The organism is Herbaspirillum sp. Her4 (genome assembly GCF_057961335.1).
The window spans coordinates 4,279,577-4,304,752 of sequence record NZ_CM176330.1; the positions used below are offsets into that span (position 1 = coordinate 4,279,577).

Annotated in this window: 26 protein-coding genes and 1 riboswitch; of the genes, 5 read left to right on the forward strand and 21 right to left on the reverse strand. The window is 65.4% G+C overall.

Annotation, left to right across the window (positions count from 1 at the left end; translation table 11 throughout):
* Nucleotides 1-11: 11 nt before the first annotated feature.
* From ACWFUC_RS19370 to ACWFUC_RS19420, 11 genes are all read right to left on the reverse strand, one after another.
* Nucleotides 12-1,994, reverse strand: a complete 1,983-nt coding sequence (locus ACWFUC_RS19370) for a putative cobaltochelatase (protein WP_489623047.1) — start codon at nucleotides 1,992-1,994, stop codon at nucleotides 12-14.
* Nucleotides 1,991-6,100, reverse strand: a complete 4,110-nt coding sequence (locus ACWFUC_RS19375) for a cobaltochelatase subunit CobN (RefSeq protein WP_489623048.1) — start codon at nucleotides 6,098-6,100, stop codon at nucleotides 1,991-1,993. Before ACWFUC_RS19375 ends, ACWFUC_RS19370 begins: the two co-directional genes overlap by 4 nt.
* On the reverse strand, nucleotides 6,093-6,434 hold the full coding sequence (locus tag ACWFUC_RS19380) for a (2Fe-2S) ferredoxin domain-containing protein (protein ID WP_489623049.1): 342 nt from the start codon (nucleotides 6,432-6,434) through the stop codon (nucleotides 6,093-6,095). The genes ACWFUC_RS19375 and ACWFUC_RS19380 overlap by 8 nt, the downstream gene beginning before the upstream one ends.
* Nucleotides 6,435-6,498: 64 nt before the next feature.
* Nucleotides 6,499-7,251, reverse strand: coding sequence for a CbtA family protein (locus ACWFUC_RS19385; RefSeq protein WP_489623050.1), 753 nt, complete (start codon nucleotides 7,249-7,251; stop codon nucleotides 6,499-6,501).
* A gap of 10 nt (nucleotides 7,252-7,261) precedes the next feature.
* Nucleotides 7,262-7,477, reverse strand: a complete 216-nt coding sequence (locus tag ACWFUC_RS19390; RefSeq protein WP_121041568.1) for a CbtB domain-containing protein — start codon at nucleotides 7,475-7,477, stop codon at nucleotides 7,262-7,264.
* A gap of 140 nt (nucleotides 7,478-7,617) precedes the next feature.
* Nucleotides 7,618-7,848, reverse strand: a riboswitch (cobalamin riboswitch).
* A 68-nt stretch (nucleotides 7,849-7,916) separates the two neighbouring features.
* Nucleotides 7,917-8,552, reverse strand: a complete 636-nt coding sequence (locus tag ACWFUC_RS19395; RefSeq protein WP_489623051.1) for a hypothetical protein — start codon at nucleotides 8,550-8,552, stop codon at nucleotides 7,917-7,919.
* A 197-nt stretch (nucleotides 8,553-8,749) separates the two neighbouring features.
* Nucleotides 8,750-9,445 carry a hypothetical protein gene (locus ACWFUC_RS19400; protein ID WP_209581579.1) on the reverse strand — a complete coding sequence of 232 codons (696 nt, stop codon included), beginning with the start codon at nucleotides 9,443-9,445 and terminating at the stop codon, nucleotides 8,750-8,752.
* 374 nt (nucleotides 9,446-9,819) lie between these two features.
* Nucleotides 9,820-9,966: a hypothetical protein gene (locus ACWFUC_RS19405; protein WP_166675071.1), complete on the reverse strand. Its 147-nt coding sequence runs from the start codon at nucleotides 9,964-9,966 to the stop codon at nucleotides 9,820-9,822.
* Between the two features lie 50 nt (nucleotides 9,967-10,016).
* A complete protein-coding gene (locus ACWFUC_RS19410) occupies nucleotides 10,017-10,397 on the reverse strand; it encodes a hypothetical protein (protein ID WP_252695850.1) in 381 nt (126 codons plus the stop codon).
* A 168-nt stretch (nucleotides 10,398-10,565) separates the two neighbouring features.
* A complete protein-coding gene (pgm, locus tag ACWFUC_RS19415; protein ID WP_039787969.1) occupies nucleotides 10,566-12,215 on the reverse strand; it encodes a phosphoglucomutase (alpha-D-glucose-1,6-bisphosphate-dependent) in 1,650 nt (549 codons plus the stop codon).
* Between the two features lie 314 nt (nucleotides 12,216-12,529).
* Nucleotides 12,530-12,781: a GlsB/YeaQ/YmgE family stress response membrane protein gene (locus ACWFUC_RS19420; protein ID WP_017450312.1), complete on the reverse strand. Its 252-nt coding sequence runs from the start codon at nucleotides 12,779-12,781 to the stop codon at nucleotides 12,530-12,532.
* Between the two features lie 424 nt (nucleotides 12,782-13,205).
* On the opposite strand from ACWFUC_RS19420, the gene ACWFUC_RS19425 reads away from it, so the two are divergent.
* The 3 genes from ACWFUC_RS19425 to ACWFUC_RS19435 all read left to right on the forward strand — a co-directional run bounded on the left by ACWFUC_RS19425 (nucleotide 13,206) and on the right by ACWFUC_RS19435 (nucleotide 15,529).
* Complete coding sequence (locus ACWFUC_RS19425; protein WP_198516508.1) at nucleotides 13,206-13,613, forward strand: hypothetical protein; 408 nt, start codon at nucleotides 13,206-13,208, stop codon at nucleotides 13,611-13,613.
* Nucleotides 13,614-13,692: 79 nt separating this feature from the next.
* The gene (gene galU / locus ACWFUC_RS19430) at nucleotides 13,693-14,706 is read left to right on the forward strand and encodes a UTP--glucose-1-phosphate uridylyltransferase GalU (RefSeq protein WP_121041574.1); all 1,014 of its coding nucleotides are present in this window, start codon (nucleotides 13,693-13,695) and stop codon (nucleotides 14,704-14,706) included.
* Between the two features lie 334 nt (nucleotides 14,707-15,040).
* Nucleotides 15,041-15,529: a hypothetical protein gene (locus ACWFUC_RS19435; protein WP_288064682.1), complete on the forward strand. Its 489-nt coding sequence runs from the start codon at nucleotides 15,041-15,043 to the stop codon at nucleotides 15,527-15,529.
* 97 nt (nucleotides 15,530-15,626) lie between these two features.
* On the opposite strand, the gene ACWFUC_RS19440 is transcribed toward ACWFUC_RS19435, so the two are convergent.
* Complete coding sequence (locus tag ACWFUC_RS19440) at nucleotides 15,627-16,781, reverse strand: branched-chain amino acid ABC transporter substrate-binding protein (RefSeq protein ID WP_489623052.1); 1,155 nt, start codon at nucleotides 16,779-16,781, stop codon at nucleotides 15,627-15,629.
* Nucleotides 16,782-16,867: 86 nt separating this feature from the next.
* Nucleotides 16,868-17,743, reverse strand: a complete 876-nt coding sequence (locus ACWFUC_RS19445) for an MOSC domain-containing protein (RefSeq protein ID WP_489623053.1) — start codon at nucleotides 17,741-17,743, stop codon at nucleotides 16,868-16,870.
* A gap of 182 nt (nucleotides 17,744-17,925) precedes the next feature.
* On the opposite strand from ACWFUC_RS19445, the gene ACWFUC_RS19450 reads away from it, so the two are divergent.
* Nucleotides 17,926-18,381: a CopD family protein gene (locus ACWFUC_RS19450; RefSeq protein WP_134222644.1), complete on the forward strand. Its 456-nt coding sequence runs from the start codon at nucleotides 17,926-17,928 to the stop codon at nucleotides 18,379-18,381.
* Between the two features lie 29 nt (nucleotides 18,382-18,410).
* The gene (locus tag ACWFUC_RS19455) at nucleotides 18,411-19,199 is read left to right on the forward strand and encodes a 2-keto-4-pentenoate hydratase (protein WP_489623054.1); all 789 of its coding nucleotides are present in this window, start codon (nucleotides 18,411-18,413) and stop codon (nucleotides 19,197-19,199) included.
* A 75-nt stretch (nucleotides 19,200-19,274) separates the two neighbouring features.
* On the opposite strand, the gene ACWFUC_RS19460 is transcribed toward ACWFUC_RS19455, so the two are convergent.
* From ACWFUC_RS19460 to mdcE, 8 genes are all read right to left on the reverse strand, one after another.
* Nucleotides 19,275-19,769 (reverse strand): acyl-CoA thioesterase, encoded by a 495-nt coding sequence (locus ACWFUC_RS19460; RefSeq protein WP_489623055.1) that lies wholly within the window; start codon nucleotides 19,767-19,769, stop codon nucleotides 19,275-19,277.
* Between the two features lie 215 nt (nucleotides 19,770-19,984).
* Nucleotides 19,985-20,917 (reverse strand): 2-hydroxyacid dehydrogenase, encoded by a 933-nt coding sequence (locus ACWFUC_RS19465; protein WP_489623056.1) that lies wholly within the window; start codon nucleotides 20,915-20,917, stop codon nucleotides 19,985-19,987.
* 206 nt (nucleotides 20,918-21,123) lie between these two features.
* Nucleotides 21,124-21,366, reverse strand: coding sequence for a hypothetical protein (locus ACWFUC_RS19470; RefSeq protein ID WP_489623057.1), 243 nt, complete (start codon nucleotides 21,364-21,366; stop codon nucleotides 21,124-21,126).
* Between the two features lie 38 nt (nucleotides 21,367-21,404).
* A complete protein-coding gene (locus ACWFUC_RS19475; RefSeq protein WP_039785709.1) occupies nucleotides 21,405-21,653 on the reverse strand; it encodes a DUF6139 family protein in 249 nt (82 codons plus the stop codon).
* 213 nt (nucleotides 21,654-21,866) lie between these two features.
* On the reverse strand, nucleotides 21,867-22,811 hold the full coding sequence (locus ACWFUC_RS19480) for an acyltransferase domain-containing protein (protein ID WP_489623058.1): 945 nt from the start codon (nucleotides 22,809-22,811) through the stop codon (nucleotides 21,867-21,869).
* Entirely contained in the window at nucleotides 22,808-23,722 is a 915-nt protein-coding gene (gene mdcB / locus ACWFUC_RS19485; protein WP_489623059.1) for a triphosphoribosyl-dephospho-CoA synthase MdcB, read from the reverse strand. Before mdcB ends, ACWFUC_RS19480 begins: the two co-directional genes overlap by 4 nt.
* Nucleotides 23,710-24,432 carry a malonate decarboxylase holo-[acyl-carrier-protein] synthase gene (gene mdcG, locus ACWFUC_RS19490; RefSeq protein WP_489623060.1) on the reverse strand — a complete coding sequence of 241 codons (723 nt, stop codon included), beginning with the start codon at nucleotides 24,430-24,432 and terminating at the stop codon, nucleotides 23,710-23,712. Before mdcG ends, mdcB begins: the two co-directional genes overlap by 13 nt.
* Nucleotides 24,433-24,434: 2 nt before the next feature.
* Nucleotides 24,435-25,175 (reverse strand): biotin-independent malonate decarboxylase subunit gamma, encoded by a 741-nt coding sequence (gene mdcE, locus ACWFUC_RS19495; RefSeq protein ID WP_489623061.1) that lies wholly within the window; start codon nucleotides 25,173-25,175, stop codon nucleotides 24,435-24,437.
* Between the last annotated feature and the right edge of the window lies 1 nt (nucleotide 25,176).

Here is a 25,176-nt window from a genome sequence, read left to right on the forward strand (position 1 = left end):
GTTTTCCTTGTTCAGCGCACGCCCAGTTGCGCACGCACGGTCAACGCCAGGGCGTCGCCGGTCAATTGTTCGAGGGTCAGGCAAGGCGCACCCAGCGCCTCGGCCAACTGGGCCGCACGGCCCAGGCGCAGGTAACCGGCTTCGGTGTCCAGCACCAGGGCCGGCACACCCTGTGCGGCCAGCGTCTGTGCAGCTTGCAGGGTTTCGGTCCACGGGTCGCCGCTGCTGCCTGGCAGGCTGACGTTGGCCTTGCCGTCGGAGAGGATCACCAGCAGCGGCGGTGCTTCCTGCGCGCTCTGTTGGGCGGCTTGCTGCAGCACTTGCGCCGCCAGTTGCAGCGCATGCGGCAAGGGCGTGCGACCACCAGTAGGCAGTTCGCGCAAGCCCTGCTCGGCCAGATCGGCGCTACGGGTCGGGGCCAGCAGCAATTGCGCCTGCTCGCCACGGAAGGCGATCACGGCCAGTTGATCGCGGCGCTGATAAGCATCGGTCAGCAGCGCAAGCACCGCGCCCTTGACCGCTTCCATGCGCCGTTGTGCGGCCATGGAGCCGGACGCATCGACCACGAAGACGATCAGGTTGGCACCGCGCCCGCTGCGGACCTGGCAATGCAGGTCATCGCGCGTGACGGTGAGGGGCCCATCCGTCTCGCCCGCCAGCGCGCCGCGCACGGCGGCACTGCGCAGAGTAGCACCGATGGCCAGGCGGTCAGGATTCGCGTCGGGCACGGCGCGCACGGCGTTGCCCCGGTTGGCATCGGCGACTGCGCTGCGGCGGCCGCTGGCTGCATTGGCGGCCGATTGCGGCGTCGCAGCCACGCTGATTCTGCGGGCCGTACCCGCTGCAGCAACGGCGAAGGTCTGTTGTCCGCCCTCGCCTTCCTGCTCCTGTTCCTGCTGCGGCTCATCGGAGGGAGGCGTCTCTGCCGCATCTTCGCCTCGGGTATCGCCATGTTCAGCTTGCGGCGGCGGCGGCTCGGGCTGGCGCGCCTGATCGACCAGGTCATCCAGCTTGTCCTCGTCCATGCCGGTCTGCTCGAAGGGCTTGCGGCGGCGGCGATGCGGCAGCACCAGCAAGGCGGCCTCGCGTACGTCGTCGGGCGTGACCCGCGTGCGGGCTTGCAGGGCGGCGATGGCGCGGGCGGTCTTGTGCATGACGATGTCGGCCCGCAGGCTGGCCACTTCGAACTCGCAGCAGAGATGGCTGATCAGCTCCAGCATGGTATCGTCCAGCACCACGTCCGGCAGCAGTCGCTGAGCCTCGGCCACCTGCGCAAGCAAGGCGTCCTGCTGCGGCTGCCAGCGCTGCGCAAAGGCGGCGGGATCGGTCTCGAAGGCAATGCGTCGGCGTACCACCTCGGCGCGCACGGTCTTGTCGGTCGGTGCGCTCACTTCCACCATGAGGCCGAAGCGGTCCAGCAATTGCGGCCGCAGATCGCCCTCTTCCAGGTTCATGGTGCCGATCAGCGTGAAGCGCGCCGGATGGCTGATCGAGATCCCCTCGCGCTGCACTGAATTGACGCCCATGGCGGCCACATCCAGCAGCACATCGACCAGGTGGTCGGCCAGCAAATTGACTTCATCGATGTAGAGGATGCCGCGATGGGCCGCAGCCAGCAGGCCGGGCTGGAACGCGCGCTGGCCACCTTGGAGCGCCTGCTGCAGGTCGAGCGAACCAAGCACGCGGTCTTCGGTGGCGCCAAGTGGCAAGGTCACGAAGGGCACGGTGTCCTGGCGCTGTACCGGGTCTGTATTGCAAACTGTACAGGCACTGGCCGGCTGGCCCGGTGCGCACTGGAATGCACAGCCTTCGGTCAGGGTGATCGGTGGCAGTACCTGGGTCAGCCCACGGGCAGCGGTACTCTTGGCCGTGCCCTTGTCGCCGCGCACCAGCACGCCACCGATGCCGGGATCGACCGCGCACAGCAGCAGCGCCTGCTTCAGCAGGGGCTGGCCGACGATGGCCGCGAAGGGATAGGCATTGAACGCCGTCATTGCATGTCCTTGGTGTGTTCGCTGCCGCGCACGGTTTCACCGCGTGCTTCCAGCAGGGCTTCACTGTGCAGGTACAGTGAGCGCAACTGTTCGATGGTCTGTACTGCAGGTGTCTGCCACATGCCACGGCTGGCGGCTTCCAGCAGGCGCTCCGCGATGGCGTTCTGGGCCCAGGGATTGGCCTGCTCCAGGAACTCGCGCATGGCCGGGTCGAAACCATAGGTCTCGGCCAGTTGCTGATACATCCAGTCTTCCATCACTTGCGCGGTGGCATCGTAGCCGAACAGGTAATCGACGGTGGCCGTCAACTCGAGGCCGCCCTTGTAGCCATGGCGGCGCATGCTGGCCAGCCACTTGGGATTGACCACGCGCGCCCGGAAGACGCGCAGGGTCTCTTCCTTCAGGTCGCGCACGGCGGCGCGCTGCGGGTCGTGGCTGTCACCGAAATAGTGGCGCGGCTGCTGGCCGGACAAGGCGCGGATGGTGGCGATCATGCCGCCGTGATATTGCAGGTAGTCGTCACTGTCGAAGATGTCGTGTTCGCGGTTGTCCTGGTTGTGCAAGGCCACTTGCACACCGGAGAGACGCTGGCGGAACGCCTCGCGCTGGTCCGCGCCCTGCACCTTGCGGCCGTAGGCGTAGCCGCCCCAGTTGATGTAGGCCTCGGCGAAATCGGCCTGGTCCTGCCAGTTCTTTTCCTGGATCAGCGGCAGGATGCCGGCGCCGTAGCTGCCGGGCTTGGCCCCGAAGACGCGATAGGCCGCCTGCGCCGCTGCCTCGGCCTGGCCCAGTCCGCCTTGCATGGCCTGCTGCAGATCGCGCAGGTAGTGCTTGCGCACGAAGTTCAGGTGGTCCGGCTCGTCGGCGGCGATGGCCAGCTGCACAGCATCGTCGATCAGTTCGATCAGCTGCGGGAAGGCATCGCGGAAGAAGCCGCTGATGCGCGTGGTCACGTCGATGCGCGGACGCTGCAATTGATCCAGCGGGATCAGTTCGACCCCGGCCACCTGCCGGTTGCCTTCGCGCCAGACCGGCTGCGCGCCCATCAATGACAGGATCTGCGCCACATCGTCGCCATGGGTCCGCATGGCGCTGGTGCCCCAGATGCTGATGGCCACGCTCTCGGGATAGTCGCCGCTCTCGCGGTGATGGCGCTCCAGCACTTCGCGCGCCAGTTGCTGGCCCACGCGCCAAGCCGATTGCGAGGGCACGCTGCGCGGATCGACCGAGTAAAAATTGCGCCCGGTCGGGAGAATATGCGCCATGCCGCGCGTGGGCGAACCGCTGGGTCCGGCCGGAATGTAGCCGCCGCGCAGGCCGTTTAGCAGGTTGCTGATTTCTTCATCGGTGCGCTGCAGGCGCGGTACCAGTTGCTCGCAGGCGAAGCTGAGGATGCGGCGTACTGCGCTGGTGTCGGTAGCCTTGATCGGAGCAGCCGGTGCTGCGCGCTTGACCGGCGCAGCCGGTCGCGCCATGGCACGCATGCCGCCGAGCACGCTGCCCGCACTTTTTTGCAGGGTCGGTTGCAGGCGCGGTTTTTCTTCGGCCGGGGCGCTGAACAACGGCGCGAACAAGGCCTGGATCACGGCCTCGATGGCAGGCACTGCAAAGCCGTGCTGCTGCAGGGCCTGCATCAGCGACAGGCACAGCGCATCGATGGCTTCGAGCGCGTCGGCGCGGGTGACGATGGCGCGCCCGGCCGTGCGAGCCAAGGCATCGTCGATGTTGAGGCGGCGGCCCTTGTGTTCCAGCAGCATATCCAGCGACAGGCCGAAGAGCCGCGCCACTTCTTCCTGCAGGCCCGGCAGGTCCTGGTTGGGCAGGCGCGTCAGGGCCACCAGCATGTCCGGCAGTTGCTGCGCATCGGGCATGCGGCCGAGGATGTGCAGGCCGTCGCGGATCTGGGCGGCACCCAGTTCGCACAGGTAGCCGTCGAGATCCTCGATCAGGTGCGCCACACCGGCACCATCCAGTTCGCTCAGCGCGTGCGGCAGCGCGCCGTCGTCGTGCGCATGGTCATGGTCATCGTGATGATGATGTCCGTGATGATGGTGATGCCCATGGTCGTGCCCGTGCTCATGGTCATGATCGTGGTCATGATGCAGCAGCTTGTACTGCAGGTCCGTATCCAGATTGGTCTGCCGCACCAGCTCCCAGATCTGCTGCTGCAGCAGCGGCAGCTTGGCCGGATCGAGCACCTCGACCTGGTAATACTCGTCCACCAGCTGCGTGAGCTGGGCCAGCGCGCCGTAGCTGTCGGCGGTGGTCATGGGCGGCGTCAGGTGGTCCACCACCACGGCATGGGCGCGGCGCTTGGCCTGCGAGCCTTCGCCGGGATCGTTGATGATGAAGGGATAGAACAGTGGCACGTCGCCCAGCAAGGCATCCGGGAAGCATTCTTCAGACAGGCCCACGCCCTTGCCCGGCAACCACTCCAGGGTGCCGTGCTTGCCGACGTGGACGATGGCATCCGCGCCCCATTCTTCATCCAGCCAGCGGTACAGGGCGTAGTAGTGATGCGTGGGCGGCAGGTCGGGCTGGTGATAGATGGCGTCCGGATCCATGCCGTAGCCGCGCGGCGGTTGCAGGGCCACGAAGGCATTGCCGAGGTCGAGCCCGGCGATCACCAGATGCTGGTCGTGCACGTAAGCCTCGCCGGGCGCGGCGCCCCATTGGCGCTGCATCCTGGCCTGCAAGGCGGCGGGCAAGGCGGCAAACCATTGCGCATAGCGCGCCGCCGGGATGCGCGCGGCAGCACGGCGCAGCTGGTCTTCGGTGAGCAGGATGTCGTCGTAGGAGCAGCGGTCCACCAGTTCGTGGATCAGGGCCGTACCGGTGTCGGGCAGATCGCCGATGGCATAGCCATCTGCTGCCAGCGCGCGCAGCACGGCCATGAGCGACTCGGGCGCATCCAGCCCCACGGCATTGCCGATCTGCGCGGCCTTGCTGCTGGAATTGGTGAAGATGAAGGCGATGCGTTTTTCTGCATTGGGCGTGCAGCGCAGGCGCACCAACCGCTGCGCCAGCCCGGCGATGCGGCGCACGCGGTCCGGCAGGGCCTGGTACTGCACCACGCCCGCTTCACTGGTGTGCTTGAAGGACAGCGGCACACCGATGATGCGGCCGTCGAATTCGGGCAGGACCACGTTCATGGCCGCATCCAGCGGATTCATGCCGCGCGTGGAATGCTGCCACTGGTCCTGCGTCATGCCGCTGGCGATGGCCTGCAGCACCGGGCGGTTCAACTGCTCCAGCACCGAGACCGACCAGCCCGCCGGCGTGATGCCGCCTGCCGTAATCTCGCCCATGGCGAAGCTGGTGGTGTTGATGATGAGATCGACCCGGCCCTCGGCGAAATACGCCAGCGCAGGCGGCAGCGTTGCCCCACTGCTGGCCGACACCCGCAGCGAGGAAGTAAACACTGGCAGCACATCCATGCCGCGCGCCTCCAGTGCTGCCACCAGCGCATCGATGAAGGCGGTATTGCCCGAGAGCCAATGCGCCCGGTAGAAGATGATGCCCACCGCCGGCTTGCCCGCCGGGGCCTGAGCGCGCAGGGCCAGCCAGTCGTCGAGGCGGGCGTCCTGTTCGAGGTCGGGATGGTAGAGGCCGTGTTCGGGCAAGGCCTGCGCGGGCTCGTAGCCGTAGCCGCTCAGCAGCAGGCGATCCGACAGGCAGCGCAGCAGCTGCGCCAGGTTGACGCTGCCGCCGCCGTTGAAATACGCCAGCGCCTGCTGTTGCACGTCAGGTGCGGCAGTGGAAGCCGCGGCCAGTTCGGCATCGGGCTCGCCGGTACCCGACAGCACGATCAGCTGCCGCCCTTCGGCGCGCGCGGCCCGCAGCAATTCAGGAAAACCGGCCACTGCACCCAGCCGTCCGAGTACGCGCAGCACGATCACCTGCGCGCTGGCCAGCTCCGCGCGCAGCAGGGTCGCCAGCGTGCGCAGCGGCTGACCCTGCTCATCGGTGCTGGATTGCAGCGCTTGCAGGTCGTAGCCCGCCACGGCGGGGAATTCCGCCGGCAACTGCGCGCGTGCAGCAGCCAGCAGCGCCAGGTCGGTCGGGGCGTGCGTCAGCAGGACGATGCGGGCCATGGGATCAGGCATCGGAGACCTCCGCTTCCGGCAACACATCGCCGCTGCCCAGGCGATGGAAGACCAGGTCACTCACTTCGCGTCCGCCTTCCAGATGCTCCACCACCACGCGCTCGATGGCGGCGGCATCCTCGCAGCGATACCACACGCCCTCGGGATAGACCACCACCACCGGGGCCTGCGCCTTGCAGGCCACCATGCAGTGGGTACGGGTACGCTTGACACGCAGCTCGGGGCGGGCGTCGATCTGATCGCCCAGTACGCCGAACATGGCTTCGGCCAGCACGCCGTTGTCGGTACAACGCGGACCCACGCACATGAGCACGTGACGATGATGAGTTCTCATGGCTTTGATGCTTTACTTTCCCCGGCGCAGCAACGCCGGACAGGGGCCCGTCAGGGCCGGCCCATCAGCCGAAGCGGCGATAGAAGAAACCGGTCAACCCGCCCAGCGCCAGCCAGAACACCGCATTGGCTGCCGCCGTGGCGCGGATGAAGGCCTGTGCCAGTTCTTCCGGGGCCACGCTGCCATGCACTTCCGGCTGAGGAGCGCCGATGAAATGCGGCACCACCAGCAGCATGACGCCAGCCAGCTTCCACAGCCAGCCACGGGTGAAGACGAACAAGCCCAGGCTGGCCGCCGTCATGGCGGCGGTCATCACCCACCAGAGCTGGCGCGCCTGCAGCGGTGCGGCCAGGGTACCGGGGACTTCCGGCGGCAAGCCCAGCGAGGGCGCGACGAAAAACACGCCATAACCGGCCAGGCCCCACAGCAGACCGCTGCGCCAGCTGATCTGGCGTCCGCTCAGGGCAAAGGCCGCCACCAGCATCAGGGCGAAACCGACCGCCATGCTGACATTGGCCAGCACGGTGTAGCCGGTGCGCTCGGCGCCGTCAGCCGGCTCCCAGGCATTGGCGTCATGCGCGTGTTCGTGCTCATGTGCGTTCGCATGCGAGTGCTCGTGCGCAGCCGCCTGGCCGGCGGGTTCGTGGGCGTGGTCATCGGCCGCGGGGGCCGCCGATTCGCCGGCCTTTTCATATTCCTCTGCCTTGAGGATGATCTTTTCGACCTGGAATTGCTGCACGCCCGACAGCAGCACGCCCGATAAAGCGCCTGCCACCACCACAGCCGATGCCATGCGCCGGAACACGGTCCAGTTCATCGTCCGCTCCTCAGTGGCAGGGGAAACCGGCCGAGTGGCGGCCATCGTGGGCGGCATTGTGCAGCTCGACCTTGGAGGCGAAGCCGGCGCCGTAGATCAGCGCCACGCCCAGCGCGAAGGCCAGCAGCGAGGGCGCGATGCGGTCGCGCCAGACCTGGCTGCCGGAGCGGCTGGAAGAGGAAGAATCAGCGGTGTGACGAGCGTCGAGACCGGAGGGAGTGGACATGCGCTTTCCTTGACAGGTGGATGAAACGAAGGAAGCCACACGGCGAGCGCCCAAGCACAATCCCGCCGTCGGCTGACGGCACCGGTTCACACCAGCGGGAAATGATGGAAGCTTTCCGCATGATCGCCCTCCGCGATGCATTCAAGAACTTGCCTCGGGCCGGTCTCCGGGCTGGCGAGGGGAAGCCTGGGGCTTCGGGACAGGCGCCTTCCCATGCGCGGGGCACAGTGGCGTAGTGCGTGTCCTTCCTCGCTTACCGTTGCGGGGGCAGCGCCGGCTTTGGCCCGGTGCTGTGGCACCGGCCGCACCGGCTTCCCGTTTCAATTCCAGGCGCGGCTGCGCACAGGAATACCAGAAGCAATGCTAAGGGGCGAAGTATAAAGGCGGGGGCGGGCTTGGGCAACCTGCATTGTCAGCCTGTACGGGGCTGGCGGCAACGTCAGCGGGGCAAGGCGGGCTGGAGCGGTGAGGAGGATGAGGGGGAAGCACTGGAGGAAGCAGCCGGCAGTTGCGGCAAGGCAGGCGAAGCCGCCAGCTTGTAATACAGGCTCATTTCCGCCCCCATGCGGGTGGGAATGCGCGCCACGTACACCGAGCGCTGGCCGGACCGGGGACCGTGCCCGTGCACTTCCATCAGGCACAGGTAGCGATCCCCCAGGAAGCCCAGCACGGCAAACGAGGCCTTTTGCGGGCGGGACAGCCGGGGGGCGCGCTCCGGTGACAGGCCGATGGCCCGGTCAAGGTAGCCGCGATGGGAATTGACGAACAGATAGTCACGTCCGGGGGGCTTGCCGCTGGCATAACCGATGCGCCACTGGCGATTGTCGCCATCGGGCAGATACAGGCTGTAGGGGGATGCCGGGCCGCTTTCCATCACCTCGACCCGCCCTGCGACCGGATCGATGCTGACCCGGCTGAGGGGAAAATGGTCTACGGCCAGGCAACTGGCCAGCACTTCTTCGGGCGGCGAAGGCGGACCGGGCAGCGCCGCCAGACAGACGAACAGCAGGACCAAGGGCAGGCAGCGCAGCGCGCACTTCTTCCAGGGAGAGGCATGGGCAAGGAAGCAAATCATTGACAGCTCCTTCAACAGACGGCGGATCAGATCGGCTGCAGCAGAAACACAACCGGCCACCATGGTTGCAGAAGGGCAATGCCATGGATATCAGAAAACTCTCAATGAGCAGGAACAAGTCACTTGCCATGGACGGCGTGCGCCCTGTTGTGCGCCCGGTGCCAATGCCGGAAGGCCGATGTCGCCTCGCGACGGCCTCAGCGCGGCCCGGCGACCATCTCGGCAAGAAAATCGAGGGCGACGAAGTGCCATTGCGCCGATTCGGCGTCATACAGCGCGATCTGGTTGATTTCCCGGCCCGGTTCAGTACGGCCCGGGATGCGCTCCATGGCCCGCTCGGCATGCCGGTGGCGCTGCTGCGGGTTCAGTTGTTCCAGCCGGGCCGCTGTCTCCGCATGGGCGTAGAGACCGGCGCACTCCCATAGCCGGGCGTGGCATTCGAGATCGGCCAGTCCAATGTCCAGCGGGATGCTGTCGATGCTCGCCGACACCTGGGCCACGCGCGCCGACGACAGCCGCACCGGGTCGCCCTGCGCGCGCACGGCGATGCGGCCATCGTGCGCGCCCCATGCCAGATGCAGGCAGTACGGCAAGTGGCCCTGATGACGCGCCACCAGTTCATCGGGGGAAAAGGACGCCACCGGCAGTACCTGGTAATCCTCCACGGCCAGACCCAGCCAGAGCGCATCGAGATGCGCATCAAAGGCAGACAGGTAGAGCACCATGGCCTGCGCACCGGCAGCCGGCCCGGCCTTGACCGGCTCGCACAGCACCCGGGCGGTGCTGCTGCCGCTTGGCTGCAGGCGTACCAGCACATGCAGAGGAAGCGCCGCCAGCACGGTGTGGCGGCGGCCAGCGGGAAAACCCATGGACTGCGGAGGATAGGGATACAAGGTGCCACTCCTGACAAGGACGGCGGAGGTGGCAGTCCTGCTCAATTCATCTGCGGTCTCCGCAAAAAGCAGATGCTTTCACAAATGCAAAGCGGCTTGAACGAGAAAAGTCTCAATCAACGCGAAAGAATCGCAGGCGGGATGGAACACTGCAGCGGTGTCGATGAGGGCCGAAATCACGGCGGTTTCGGGGCGATATGAAAGAAAAGGACAGTGCGCAGTCGCAATGGCCGCGCAACGGCAGGTTGCACGCTCAATAGCTGGCAAGAGATGAACGAAAAAGCAAAAAGCAAGGTCGCGACCGACGGCAGGAAGCGTACCGGCGAACGGCGCGCCTGCCTCGCAAGCGCTGTCTGCCGCTCTGGAACAGTTACCTACATGCGCAAAGGCTTGTCGGAAGGCCGGGGATTGTCGGGCGGATCTTGCACCGGCACCGGCTCATCATCGGGCAGTGCCGGCGGCGGCAGGTTGGGCTCGTTGACCGGCGGGGTTTCTTGGGGAGTGTGCAGGGAATGGTACAAAAAGACCTCCTCGGACAGGGCAATTCGGGTGGCAGATCCGGCAGGCAAGCTCAACCCTGGCCGGCCATCGGGTTCTGATGGGGAATCGGGTCCTGAGGCGGCGTCGGATCGAGCGGCGGGACCTCGACCGGCGGGGTGTCCTGGGGCTTGTGCATGGTGTTCTCCTCTGAGGGTAAAGGGGTAGTGTGGTCGCCGGGCCGTGCCGGCAGCATGGGCAGCAAGCCATCATCGGCATTGGCCAGCGGGTCTTCGGTGCCGTCGGGCTCAACGACATGGCCGGGATCGGCCACGATGTGATCCGGCACGGGCGCGCCTGACGGCGCAGGCGGCGTGCCGGGTGGACGCAGCAGTGCGGCTGCCGGGGTTTCCGGTGGTCGCGCGCCCTGCGCTGCAGCGGACTCTGCAGCGAGATCCGGACGAGGCAGGTTCATGGCGGTCCTCCTGACAAGGTGGCAAACAATACCTCATCTTACGAAGCCCCTGCCCTGCCCTCAGCCAGACATCGGCCCATTCGCCTGTAGGAAGGCCGGAAAAAAAACGCCGCCAGCCCCAAGGGGTGGCGGCGTCATCGGCATGCGCAATGCAGGACGTCAGCGCATTCAGCTGGCCTTGAGCGCGCGCGTCACGATTTCTTGCGCTTCGGCGAAGATGCGGTCCAGATGCGCCTGGTCGCGGAAGCTCTCGCCATAGATCTTGTAGATGCTCTCGGTGCCGGAAGGACGGGCCGCGAACCAGCCATTGTCGGTGACGATCTTCAGGCCGCCGAAGGGCTTGCCGTTGGCCGGTGCGGTCGTCATCACCTCGCGGATGGTCTCGCCGGCCAGCTCGGTCGACGTCACATCCTGCGGCGACAGTTTGGACAGGCGCGCCTTCTGCTCCGGCGTGGCGGCGGCTTCCTTGCGGCCATTGACGGGCGCACCCAGCTGGCGGGTCAGGTCCTGGTAGATCTGGCCGGGATCATTGCCGGTGCGGGCGGTCATCTCGGCGGCCAGCAAGGCGGCAGTGATGCCGTCCTTGTCGGTGCTCCAGGGCTGGCCGTCGAAACGCACGAAGGAGGCGCCAGCGCTTTCCTCGCAACCGAAGCCCAGGCTGCCGTCGTACAGGCCATCGACGAACCACTTGAAACCGACCGGCATCTCCAGCAGCTTGCGGCCCAGGTGATCGGCCACGCGATTGATCATCTGGCTCGACACCAAGGTCTTGCCCACGGCCGCATCGGCACGCCAGGCCGGACGATGGCGGAACAGGTAATACACCGCCACCGACAGGTAGTCGTTGGCCGGCAGCAGGCCGGTGCTTTTGGCGACGATGCCGTGGCGGTCATGGTCGGTGTCGCAGGCCATGGCGACGTCGAAGCGATCCTTCAGGGCGATCAGCTCGCTCATGGCATAGGGCGAGGACGGATCCATGCGGATCTGCGCATCCCAGTCCAGCGGCACGAAGCGGAAGCTGGCATCGACATCGGTGTTGACCACTTCCAGGTTGAGCTTGTAGCGATCGGCGATGGCCGACCAGTAATGCAGCCCGGCACCGCCCAGCGGATCCACTCCGATCTTGACGTTGGCCGCCGAGATGGCCCCCAGGTCGATGATGTTGGGCAGGTCGCCGACGTAGTTGTCGAGATAGTCGTAGCGGCGCGTGGTCTCGGCCTTCAGGGCCTTCTCGAAGCTGATGCGGCGCACGCCTTCCAGCTTCTGCTCCAGATAACCATTGGCGCGCTTCTCGATCCAGCTGGTGACGTTGGAATCCGAGGGACCGCCATTGGGCATGTTGTACTTGAAACCGCCATTGTCCGGCGGGTTGTGCGAGGGCGTGACCACGATGCCATCGGCCAGCTTGTCACGGTGCACGCGGTTGTGCGTGAGGATCGCGTGCGAGACGGCTGGCGTGGGCGCATAGGGGCTGCCCGCAGCCAGCATGGTCACCACTTCATTGGCGGCCAGCACTTCCAGTGCGCTGTGCCAGGCCGGTTCCGACAGGGCGTGGGTATCGATGCCCAGGAACAGCGGTCCCTTGAAACCCTGCTCCTTGCGGTAGTCGCAGATGGCCTGGGTGATGGCCAGCACATGCCATTCATTGAAGCTGTGCAGATTGGCATTGCCGCGATGGCCGGAGGTACCGAAAGCCACACGGTGGCTGGCTTCGGCCACATCGGGACGCAGGCTGTAGTAGTTCGACAGCAGCACCGGCAGGTTCACCAGGGCTGAGGGTGCGGCACGCTTGCCGGCGAGGGGATTGACGCTACTCATAGGTTTGTTCTGGATGAATGGATATCTGAGGAAACGAGGTGGCACGGCCACTTCGCTACTTGATCTTTTTTCAACGTCCCGGACATTGTAACGCCAGGATGGCGCGCTGCAGCATCGATATGAAGATTCTTGCAGAAAGCTTGGCGCGAGGCACTGTTCACGGGGCTTTGCGGGCCACGGCGATGCGCGGGTGCCGCTGACGCATGAAGCTTCTTGCCGAAAAGCAAAACGCGTCCGGGCCAAGGCACGGACGCATTCGGTCAGGGCAGAAACACCGGCCGCGCCCCTTCAGGCGTGGCCGCGTGCAGGCATGGTCAGGCTCGCCGGAAGGCGCGCACGATCACCAGCAGCACGATGGCACCCAGCGTCGCGGTGACGATGGAGGCCAGGATGCCGCCACCCACGGCGATGCCCAGCAGCCCCGCCAGCCAGCCACCGATGACGGCACCGACGATACCGATGAGGATGTCAGCCAGCAGACCGAAGCCGCCACCCTTGACCAGCACACCGGCCAGCCAGCCGGCAACGGCACCAATGATCAGCCATGCGATGAGTCCGTGTTCCATGATGTTCCCTTTCAATCGTTCTGTCGTTCTTGGGTTGATGTCGGAAACCGTGCAATGCAGGGGCTTCCTCTTGCTTCCACTTCTCTGCAAGCGCTCTGCGCAACAGATGACGTGATGATAGAAAAGCGCGCGTCGGCAAGGTATCGGACAGCGGCCCATTTCCTTGTAGGACAAGCCCGGCATGTGGCGCTGTTGAGCCGATCAGCGCCAGGCCACGCTGGTTTGCGGCGCGCAAAGCGGTCACGGCCGTGCCTTCCTCTTTTCCTACATCGCAAAAGGCGGCATTCCTATAGAGAGGAAGCGCGAGTTTTTTTACTCTTGCTGCACATAAGCGCAGTGCAGCATCGAACCCAGCATCCATCGCTTGCCGCCGCGCCTGCCCAATACCGCATTCGCCAGCCCGATTTCCAAGAGAGCCGCCATCATGTCCGCCACCGAAACCAGTGCCCGTCCGTCACCCGTTTTTGCCAATGCCTTCGCGCTGAACACCTTCGGCACTGCACCGCAGGCCGCCGAGGGCGCTGATTTCGTCGAACACTATGCCCGCTACGCCCGCGAATCGGCCGAGATGCTGCATCAGATTTCGATGAAGGCACCACAGCTGGCTTCGGTGCTGGACCAACTCAACGAAGGCAGCCTGCCGCAGCGCATCGCGCTGGTCGATGAGCAGGCAGCGGCCGCTGTACCGGCAACGCGCCGTCAGCCGCGCGCTTCCCTTCTGGAGACTGCGGCGCATGCATTGAGCCATGCCTTCCCCGGCGTCGCGCCCCTGTTTCAGGGATGCCGCGCATTTTTGCAAATGAAGATGATCAAGAACAACAGACAGGCGTGAGGAGGCGCGAGTCGCTAGCAAGCCTGCATTGTGTGCCTTTGGGTGTCACGCCCTTCACTCAACCAAAACTGGACTTACCATGAAAAAAATCACCAAAGCCGTTTTCCCCGTCGCTGGCCTCGGCAGCCGCTTCCTTCCCGCCACCAAGGCACAGCCCAAGGAAATGCTGCCCATCGTCGACAAGCCGCTGATCCAGTACGCCGTTGAAGAAGCGGTGGAAGCGGGCATTACCGAAATGATCTTCATCACCGGCCGCAACAAGCGCGCCATCGAAGACCACTTCGACAAGGCCTATGAGCTGGAATCCGAACTGGAAGCCGCCGGCAAGGTGAAGCTGCTGGAAACCATCCGCAACGTCATTCCCAAGCACATCAACTGCGTCTACGTGCGCCAGGCCGAGCCGCTGGGCCTGGGCCACGCCGTGCTGCTGGCCAAGCCGCTGGTGGGTGACGAGCCCTTCGCCGTGCTGCTGGCTGACGATTTCATGGATGCCGCTCCCGGCCAGAAAAACGTGATGGCACAGATGACCGAACTGTACGAACGTGAAGGCAAGAGCCTGCTGGCCGTGCAGGACGTACCGCGTCCAGAAACCCGCCAGTACGGCATCGTCAGCGGCACTGCACACGGCGAGCGTACCGAGCTGCTGAGCGGCATCGTCGAAAAGCCGTCGCCGGAAGACGCACCGTCGACCCTCGCCGTCGTGGGCCGCTATGTGCTGACCCCGGCCATCTTCGAGCGCCTGGAAAACATCGGCACCGGTGCCGGTGGCGAAATCCAGCTGACCGATGCCATCTCTGCCCTGCTGGAACAGGAACAGATCCTGGCCTATCGCTACGAAGGCCAGCGTTTCGACTGCGGCTCCAAGCTGGGCTACCTGAAGGCAGCCGTCGCCATGGGCTTCAAGCACAAGGAAGTCGGCACCGGCTTCGCCCAGTTCCTGCAGGAATTCACCAGCCAGAACGATCTGGCGCAGGCCGCCCAGCCCAAGGGCCCGGCCACCGTGACCCCACTGAAGACTGCTGCCGGCAACCAGCCTGGCAGCACACCGGTCTCCAGCGATAAGTTGCCAGCCGTCGCCAACAGCATCATGTAAGTCCCCGGTAGAGAGCGTTGTTGATTGCAGTCCGTCCGCAAGGCCGGGCTGCTTTTTTTTGTGGCTTTGCGCTTCGTATAAATTGTTTTGACCTTTGTCACAGAGTTTTAACCTGGACTTGCTAGCATCGCGGCCATGAATCTGGAGAAGTTCATTTCGCCCGGGACAAGTAATTCGCCGCAATACGGCCAGGCGCGTATGCTGTGGTCACCGCACCCCTGAAAACGTTTGCAACATCGAAATACGACGATGAAATCGTTGCCAGGCGGCAGGAATGTTGCGGCAAAGGCGCAAAAAATATATATTGTTTATATCAATTTTCAGAGGAGCGTTCATGGCCACCAGAGTTCAAGCCGCAGCAGCAGCAACCGAAACCAAGAAACCTGTCGCCAAGCCGGCAGCCCCCAAGCCCGCCGCGGTGAAGAAACCAGCCGTCAAGCCCGCCACCCGCGCAGCCGCCAAGCCGGCCGCTGCAGCAGCTGCACCGGCAGCCCCCAAGGCCGAAAAGAAGGTCGAGAAAGTCGCCAAGCCTGAAAAGGCCGACAAGCCGGTCAAGGCCGAGAAGGTAGAGAAGGTGGAAAAAGTCGAGAAAGCCCCCAAGGCCAAGAAGGTCAAGCAAGTGCGCGACAGCTTCACCATGCCCGAGAACGAGTACGCCGTGCTGGCCCAGGTCAAGAAGACCTGCCTGAAGTCCGGTGTCGAGATCAAGAAGAGCGACCTGCTGCGTATCGGCGTGTCGCTGATCAAGAACCTCAAGATCAACGAATTGAAGGACATCCTCGGCAGCCTGACCCCGCTGAAGGTGGGACGTCCCAAGAAGTAAGCCGCCCCCTGCTCTTCACAAACAGCAATGCCGCCCGGTTCATCCGGGCGGCATTGTTTTTGGCAGCGACAATGTTCTTCGAATTCTTCGATCGCCCTCAACTCCTGTCCGGATTGCCGATGCTGCGCACGACGCGCCACCGTCCGCCACTGACGCGATACAAGGTAAATACGGGATCGCGCAAGTTGCCTTGGGCATCGAAGGCGATCGTGCCGGAAATCCCCTTGTATCGAATCCGGTGCAGACTGGCCGTGACCTTGGCCGGCTCCACCGAATCGGCCTCGCGCATGGCGGCCGCGATGACGCGCACGGCATCATAGGCAAAGGGCGCATAGAGATAGATCTCGTCCTGATAACGCGCCTTCCAGGCTTGTTCGAAATGGCTCCACTGCGGGCCCTTGTAGGAAGGCAGTCCCGGTTCCACCACGCTCACCCCCTCCCCGGCGGCACCGGCCAGCTTGAGAAAGGTCGGCCCCACCAGTCCGCCGATCCCCACCAGCGGGGCGCGGATCTGCAACCGCCGCAGGTCCTGTACCAGTTGCGCGGCCTGGGCATCGAGTCCGGCGAAGAAGACCACGTCGGGATGGCTGTCGCGGATGCTGCGCAGGACGCTGTTGAAGTCGGAGGTCTTGCTGCTCACCGCATAGCGTCCCGTGACCCTGCCCTGCAAGGCCGTCAGCGACTTGACGAATTCATCGGCGTAAGTGGAGCCAAACACCGTGCTGTCATCGATCACGGCGACGTTGACGCCTTTCAGCTCGCGGACGACATAGTCGGCGGTCAGGCGCGCGCCCTCGCCGTCGTGCGGCACGATGCGGAAGGCACTGGCGTCGCCCTGCTGCGTGTAAGCCGGGGCCGTTACGGCGGGGGCCACGTGCGGAATGCCGGCCGCGGCATAGATGCGTGCGGCGGGGATGCCCACGCCACTGTTCCAGTGACCGACTACGGCGGCCACCTTGCTCTTGACGAAGTAATCGGCGATCAGCTCGCCCGTGCGCGGATCGGCCCGGTCGTCCTGCGGCAGCAGCTTGAACAGCACCGGCTCGCCGGCGATGACGGGCTTGCTGTTGTTGAGGTCGTCCACCGCCAGTTGGGCGGCGCGTTCCAGGCTCACGCCCGTACTGCCGGACGGGCCGCTCATGGGCGCGGCCAGGCCGATCAGCACGGTACGTGCCTGGGCCGCAGCGCTGCCGCTGGCAAAAAAGCACCCCGCGCCCGCCAGAGCCAGGGCGAGCAGGAGGGATTGTCGCAATGCATTGATCATCTTGTTCCTTGCTGCGGTACTGCCGAGATGGCTTGAGTTTGGATTGAGATTGACGGGGCTACCCGCCGGGACGCTCAGAAATTCAGTTCCCACTCGCAGGCCTGGCCGACCTCGATCACGCCGCCCTCCCCGCCGATCACGATGGCATTCTGGCCGAAGGTGAGACCGCCATTCACCCTGGCATTGGCACGATAGGTGGCCAGCGTGTCCATGGGTTCATTGGGCCACTGCGGATCGCGCTGGCCGCTGTGCTGGTCGATGCCGGGGATCGGACATCTAGCACAAGGCTTCACCAGCTTCAGTTGTACCGGACGGTCTTCACTGCCCAGGCGCACGGTATCGATGAAGTCTTCTTCATAGGCCTCCCAACCGGCGATCACCAGGTTGGGACGGAAGCGATCCATGGGCAAGGCCGGTGCGCCCTTGGCAGCGAGCCGGGCGTTGAGGTCATCCAGCGAAGCCTGGCCGATCACCAGCAGCGGATAGCCATCCGAAAACTGCGTCGTGGCCCGATGCTCGCCGGTCCAGCGGGTACTGCAGGCGCGCTTGACGGCCGGATTGAAGCGCACCAGGCGGGCGTCATCCTGCAGGTAGGCGGAGAACCACTCGCGCGCCTGCTCACCCTGGTCGAGCGCTTCGACCCGGCTGTCCCAGACCTTGACGGCGAGCGTGGCACCATCCTGGCCGGCAGCGACCAGCTGCAGCGCTGGCATGCCGGGCGCACGCAGCACCAGCGCATCGCCCTCGAAAGCGGGCGTGATGCAGGCCATCGCCGGATGCGTGCGCTGGGTCAGGAACTGGCCCTGGCGGTCCACCAGCATCCAGTGGCGGTCCAGCGCCAGGCCCAGCGGACTGATCTCGGCGCGGCTCAGGGAGAGCGCGCCGCAGGATTTGATCGGATAGAAGAAGATGGCACTGAGCGTGGTGCCGCTGAAGCTCGTATTCGACATGGTGTGACCGTCCCCCCGGATGGCGGCGCAAAGAAGCGCCCGATGAGTGAGTAGTATTGGTGATGAAGTTTCTGCAAGACATTACCACAAGCTGGCGGTTTCGCCCGGCTGACGATACGCCGTGTTCCCACTCATGCGACAATGCGCCACGGATGCATATGAACTTTTCTGACGGGAGCGCCATGCTGTTTGCCAAATTCTTCCATCTGCTGGGCCTGACGATCTGGGTCGGCGGCATGTTCTTCGCCCACATGGCCCTGCGCCCCGCGCTGGGCGTGCTGCATCCGGAGCAGCGGCTGAGCCTGATGGCGGCCGTGCTGGCCAATTTCTTCATCTGGGTCTGGGTCGCCATCGCACTGGTGCTGGGCAGCGGCCTGCACATGATGGCCATGATGGGCGCTGGCGCTGCCAAGTTGCCGCCCTATGTCCACGCCATGACTGGCATCGGCATCGTGATGATGCTGATCTTCGCCCACATCTTCTTCGCCCCCTTCCGCCGACTCAAGCTGGCGGCCGCCCAGCAAGACTGGGACCGCGCCTCGCGCGCACTGCGCCAGGTGCGCATGCTGGTAGGCATCAACCTGTGCCTGGGCCTGCTGACCATCGCCATCGGCGCACTCGGCCCCTTGAGCGTCTGAACACAAGCCTTCATTTTGGGGAGACCGCCGTGCTGACCGATTCACAATGCCAGGAAGCCGCCGACCTGCTGTGGGACTGCTGGGCGCACAACCGCCGCATCCCGCAATTGCCGGCGCATCTGCAGCCGGGGGACCGGCGTCAGGCCTATGACATCCAGCGCCGCCTGGAAGCGCGCAGCTTCGCGCCGCTGGCCGGCTGGAAGAACGCCGCCACCGGTCCCGGCGGACAGCAATTGCTCAAGGTCGACGCGCCACTGGCTGGCCGCCTGCTGGCCGAGCGCATTCACCGCAGCGGTGCCCGCATCACGCTGGGCGACAACCTGATGCGCGTGGCCGAGGTGGAAGTGGCCTTCCGCATGGGCAGCACGCTCGCGCCACGCAATACGCCTTACACGCAGGAAGAAGTGATGGCGGCCGTCGCCACGGTGCATCCGGCCATCGAGATTCCCGATACCCGGTATGACCTGTTCCGCGAAGTGGGCGCAGCGCAGCTGATCGCCGACAACAGCTGTGCCGACCAGTTCGTGCTGGGCGCACCGGCCAGCATCGACTGGCGCAGCCTGGACCTGTCCACGCTGGCGACCTCGGCCACCATCGAAGGCGGTGAAAGGCGCACCGGCAGTGGTGCCCAGGTGCTGGGCGATCCGCGCGTGGCGCTGACCTGGCTGGCCAATGAATTGCGCGAGTACGGCCTGACGCTGGCGGCCGGACAGCTGGTTGCCACCGGCTCCACCATCGTGCCCATGCCGGTGCGGGCAGGACAGACTGTGCTGGCCGAGCTGGGCGTGCTTGGCTCGGTAGTGGTGCATCTGGACTGAGCGCCAGTCCGGCCGGAATCAAAAAAGGGGATGAGCACAGGCTCATCCCCTTTTACATTGCGCGATCCGAAAGGCTCAGTTGGCCTTGTCCGTGCCGGGCTTGGCTTCCTCGTAGCGGCGCGCCAGTTCCTGGCGCAGCGACTTGCGGATCACGGCGGCGTCAAAGCGGCGCTTTTCTTCCTGCGAGAAGGGTCGCAGCGGCGGCACCGGGATCGGCTTGCGCTGGTCGTCCACGGCCACCATGGTGAAGAAGCAGCTGTTGACGTGGCGCGTTTCCTGGGTGCGGATGTTCTCGGCCACCACCTTGATGCCGATTTCCATGGACGACTTGCCGGTGTGGTTGACGCTGGCCAGGAAGGTCACCAGCTCGCCCACGTGGATGGGCTGGCGGAACATCACCTGGTCCACCGACAGGGTCACCACGTACTGGCCGGCGTAGCGGCTGCCGCAGGCATAGGCCACCTGGTCAAGCAGCTTGAGGATGGTGCCCCCGTGCACGTTGCCGGCGAAGTTGGCCATGTCCGGGGTCATCAGGACCGTCATGGTGAGTTGGTGAGATGGCAGATCCATGGTGCGTGGCTCTCTCTGTAGTGTGATGGCGATGGGTTGATCTTGGAATGAAATGACACCGGGGTGCCGTGCGCCGGCACGCTCCCCCGAGCGCGCGCAGGCGACCGGCCGGGACGCTCTCGTGGAGGAAAGCACCCCGGCCGCGGCCGACATTATCGGCCAGCCAGCCCGGCTATGGCAAAAAAACTCGCGTCAGCTGTCGCGCAGCCGCCCGCTCAGGCCCGCACCACCGGCTCGGCTGCTGCGAAATGCTCCTCGCAATTGCGCAGGAACTGGCGCACGGAGGCACTGATGGCTTCCGGCGACCAGCCGGCGATGTGCGGCGTCAGGACCACATTGGGCAGGCCGATCAGGGCGGCCGGCGGCTTGGGCTCGCCTTCGTAGACATCCAGCCCGGCACCGGCCAGGCGGCCGGCCGACAGGGCCGCGGCCAAGGCCTCGGTATCGACGATGCTGCCACGGCCGATGTTGACCAGGTAGCCCTTGGGACCGAGTTCTTCCAGCACGCGTGCATTGATGAGGTGATGGGTCTGGGTGCCGCCGGGCGCTGCCACGATCAGGCAGTCGGCCCAGCCGGCCAGTTGGGCCACGTCCGCGAAGTAGTGGAAATCGACGTCATCACGCTTCTTGCGGTTGCAGTAGGCGATCTCGGCATCGAAGGCAGCGGCGCGGCGGGCGATCTTCTTGCCGATATTGCCCATGCCGACGATGCCTACCCGCTTGCCCGCCAGCTGCGGTTGCAGGGGGATGGTTTCGCGCCAGCCGCCGTCGCGGGTGTAGCGGTCCAGCACCGGGATGTTGCGCAGGATGGCCAGCAGCAGGCCCAGCGTATGGTCGGCCACGCAGTCCTCGTTGGTACCGGCACCGGTGGCGATCTCGATGCCATGCGCCTTGGCATGGGCGGCGTCGATGTTTTCAAAACCGGCACCCAGGGCGCACACCAGCTGCAGATGGGGCAAGGCGCGCATTTCGTCGGCAGTCAGGCCGGTGGAGCCGTTGGTCAGCACCACCGCTACCTTTTTTGCCGGACCGGCGATCATCGCGTCACGGCGCGGGCGATCCGGCGCGTAAAGGATGTCGTAGTGGGCGGCGATGGTGGCAGTGCTTTCTTCGGAAAGGTGAATCAGGACGAGCAGAGGCGGTTTCATGAGGGGGACCTGGCCGGACGAGGAAAAGGAAGACGTGAAGGAAAATGCAATCAACGCCATTTTATTGCGAAACAGCAGAGTGAGCAGCCTGCCACTCATCAGCCGCTGCCGTCAGCATGCGAATTCCATGCCATCAGCGTCCAATCAATGCGAAGAAGCCCGATGCGCCAACAGGCGGATCGGGCTTCGTTAGTGGGAAACGGCGGTCAATGCCGCGCTGTCTGCTTCTCCAGCAGGTCATGCGCAGCCTGGCGCGCGCCCTCCTCGGCCGACTTTTCATCGGCGAAGGTCTGGTCGGGCAGCACGCGCTGCACCGGGAACACCGGGTTGCGGTGCATGGGATTGGTGGAATGGCCGAAGATGGCCACCTGGGCCACCCATTCGTCGCCGCCGATGAGGCGCACGCCAGCGTATTCCACTTCGTAATCGCCTACTTGTTCAGTGGGCATGATGATCTCCTCTGCGGATGGGCCGATAGCCTGGGGTCTCAGGCCGCGCCGTCGCCGCTGCGTTGGTCCAGATGGGTGATGGCGTAGCCTTTCTCGCCGATCTGCATGAAGGCATCTTCCGGCTCCAGCGTGAAATGCCGCTTGCCGTCGCGCTCAAAGTCCACGTTTTGCTCGTGGAGCTGCCAGTCGGTATTGGTCACCTCTTCCGGCATCGGCTTTTCGTGGGGCAGGACGAGGTAGGAAAACAAACCGTCGCCGTCCGGGCGCTTGTACACATCGACTTTCATCTTGGGGCCTCCTGGTCGGGTTGAACATGGGCACTGCTTCAAGATGCGACTGAGGGTTCGGGCATTGGTTCGCCGCCGCGATGGACTGAACTGCACAAAGCGGGTTGCGCTGTCAGCCGGATCCGACAGGCGCATGGACAATCGAAGAATTCTTCATTTCACGATAGCACCAGCATGGCGCAGAAGCCAGCCGAGGGCGGACCGCACGCCGATTCAGTCAGCTTGCCGACGCAGCCATGCCAGCGCGCCCGTGAGGCTGCGGAAGTCCGCCAGCGAACGGCAGGCCATCTGCGGATGGCGCTCGCGCAGCATGCGCGATAGTGCCGCGCCAGGCCCCAGTTCCAACGCGACCGTCACGCCACGCTCAGCCATGGCATCCATGCAGCCGGCCCACTGGATGGGCTCGACCAGCTGTCGCACCAGCAGTGCTCGCGCCTGCGCTGCATCGGCAATCGCCTGCCCGGTGACACCCGCCAGCAAGGCCGGACCGGGCGAGCGCAGCTGGAGTGCGGCAAGCTCTGCCGCAAACGAGTCCGTGGCCGCCTGCATCAACGGGGTGTGCGAGGCCAGCCCGACGGGCAACGTTGAAGTCCGCGCACCGGCGGCAGCAAGCTCATCCGCAGCAGCTTGCAGGGCCTTCCCGGTGCCACCGGCGATGAGCGTGTCTTCGCCAGTGACGATGGCCACGTAACCACCATGCCGCGCCAGGCATTCCTGTGTCACGGCAAGCGGCAGTCCACCAATGGCCATCAAGCCTTGTTCCGGTTGCACGCTGGCCGCCTCGGTCATCGCTGCAGCGCGTCGTGCTGCCAGCGCGACGGACTGCGCGGGATCGAGGACCCCGACCACCGCATAGGCGGCCAGTTCGCCCACGCTGTAACCCGCCACCACCAACGGCGCGCCCGCGCAGGCTGACAACGGCTCCCGCAACGCTTGCCATGCGGCGAGTTGCGCCGCGACGATCAGCGGTTGGGCGTTGCGATTGGCGTACAGCTGCGCAGGATCGTTGAGCACCGTTTCCACCGGCGCTTGCAGATGCGACGACAGATCGCTTTGCGTCAGGAAAGCGCTGGCCACGGGATCCTCGCGCAGCAGATCGAACATGCCCGCATGCTGCGCGCCCTGCCCCGGACACAGGATAGCCAGGCGCAGACTCATAAGTTGCAAACCTCATGGACCAGGCAAGCCGCCGCCAGCAGATCGGCCGCGCCGCCCGGCGACAGGCGGCGGGTGACGAATTCGCGATGGCAGTCCTGCGCCCGCGCTTCCCAACCGGCAAGCGCAGTACCGCCCGCCGCCAGGAAGGCCGCACTGCGACTGCGAACCAGGGCAGCGCCCTCGGCCCCGCCGCGATGGTAGACATTGGTATCGCTGAGATGCGCCATCAGCGCAAAGAGCGCATCGATACGGGCGTGATACAGATCGCGTCCGGTCGCCAGCGTGGCCTGCAATTGCGGCAAGGCCACCTCGAACACCGCCGGGAAGCCCAGCGCGCCCTCCTCTCGCGCCCCGCCCACGGCATGCTCGGCGGCCACGCGCTGGCCATGGCTGTGCTGGCCGCACGGCATCGCTGCCGCGCTATGGCGGGCCAGTGCATCGCCCCACTGGATCAGCAAAGTGGCGCGGAGGGTGGCCGGTTGCAGGGGCATGTGACGGCCCCGCGCATATCCCGTGGCCGCGCACAGCATGCCCAGCGCGAAGATCGCGCCGCGATGCGTGTTGATGCCGCCGGTGGCGCGCAACATGCGCTCTTCGGCGTGAATCGCCAGCGTCTGCAGGGTGCGGAAAGACGCGCCGTCGAGGCCTGCGGCGGCGATCTGGAAAAAGTAATGGCGCAGCGCAAACAGACTGCGCAGGAAAGTCTCGGCCGTCATGTCGGTGTGGCTGCCATTGTCCACGCGCGAGACCAGGCCGGGCTTGGGATAGAGCACCAGTTCCTGGTACAGGCTGCGCACCGCCAGGCGCGCGAGCTGGCGGCAGAACGCCAGGTTCTCGCGGGCGGCGCGGCGCTTCTGCGTATGGTGCAGCGGCGGGGTCAGCGTATCGGGATGCTGCATCAGGCGGCGCATGTCTGCTCCTGCGGCAGGCTGGCGCGCAGTGCGCCCACGCGTTCGAGCGCTACGCTGGCTGGCCGCTTGACCAGCACCTGGCCTTCGGGATGGCTGCCCAGCACCGCGACCTGTCGCCATTCCTTCCACGACACGGCGGCCCCGTCAGGAAACACGATTTCTCCATCCAGCGGCAGGAACATCGCCTGCCAGGCCAGCAGCCTCACGCCTGCTTCCAGCTGGGCCTGGCTGCGCGGCTGGAACAGCAGGTCGATGTCGGAACTGCTGCGCAGATAAACTTGCGCCGTCACCGCCTGCCAGGCCAGAGAACCGAATACAGAGAGAGCAATACCGGCGCGCTCCATGTGCTCCTGCAACTCCGCCAGCCCAGCCTGCCACGCGGCCGGCAGACCGGCCAGACGCGCAGCGACGATGTCGCGCAGCAGGAAAGGCGCGCGGCTTGATGCCACTTCATCGGCCCTCACCCGCAGCGCGATGCGCGGCTTGTTGCCCTGCGCATCGGGCGGCAAGGCGATACCGGCACAGATCTCTTCGTCCTTGGCCTCCACGTCGCGGCGACGCACGATCAGCGGCCAGCGCATGCGCTGCCAGTGCTGCAGCGTGGCCTGCTGGCGTGCATCACTGCCACCGGCCAGCAGGCGCGACCAACCCGCCTCGCTCAGCCAGAGCAGGTGATGACGCGAGTCGGCCAGAGCGGACGCGGACGGCATGCTCATCCGTTCAAGGGCGTATCGTTGGCGACCGCATCGATGACGCGTTGCGCCCATTTGCGCCCGCCCCGTTCGAGACCCGTGGCCGCACGCGTGTCGGCACTGCGATCCTGGGCCAGCGCATCGGCCAGCGCCTTGGCGAGGTCGCCATTCCAGATCTCGGCAACGCCGCCCATGCGCAAATAATTTTCAGGTCCGGGCGCAAACACCGGATTGCTCTTGGCCAGCTCGGTCAGCCGTTCTTCCGGCACCTTGGTAATGCGTGCCATCGCTGGCAGGCCCATGACGCGAATGGTCGCCTCCGGCAAGGCATAGCAGGCATCGGCGATCAGGCCGCTGGTGATGAAGCCGCCCGACAGCGCCTGGTCATACACCAGCCCGACCACGCGATGCCCCTGGCGGCGCGCCAGTTCCACGCATTTGCCCAGATGCGCCATGTAGCTGTTGATGCCCAGCATTTCATCGCGGTGGCGCAGGCGCTGGCCCTGGGTATCGACCAGGATCACGATGGGCCGGCCGGGATGTTCACGCACCGTCTGCAGGATCGCACTGGCCTGGGCCAGCGCAATTTCGATGCCGATGGGCGTATGCCCGGTGGTACCGACCACGGTGACGGTACGGCCATCCACCTGCGCCGTGCCGGAGAGGAAGTGATCCTGCTCGGTGATCGCGTGGCCTTGCGGGAACAAGTCCTGCGCCAGTGCGCGCCAGTCGACCTGGGGTTGAGTAACAGTCTGGTTCATG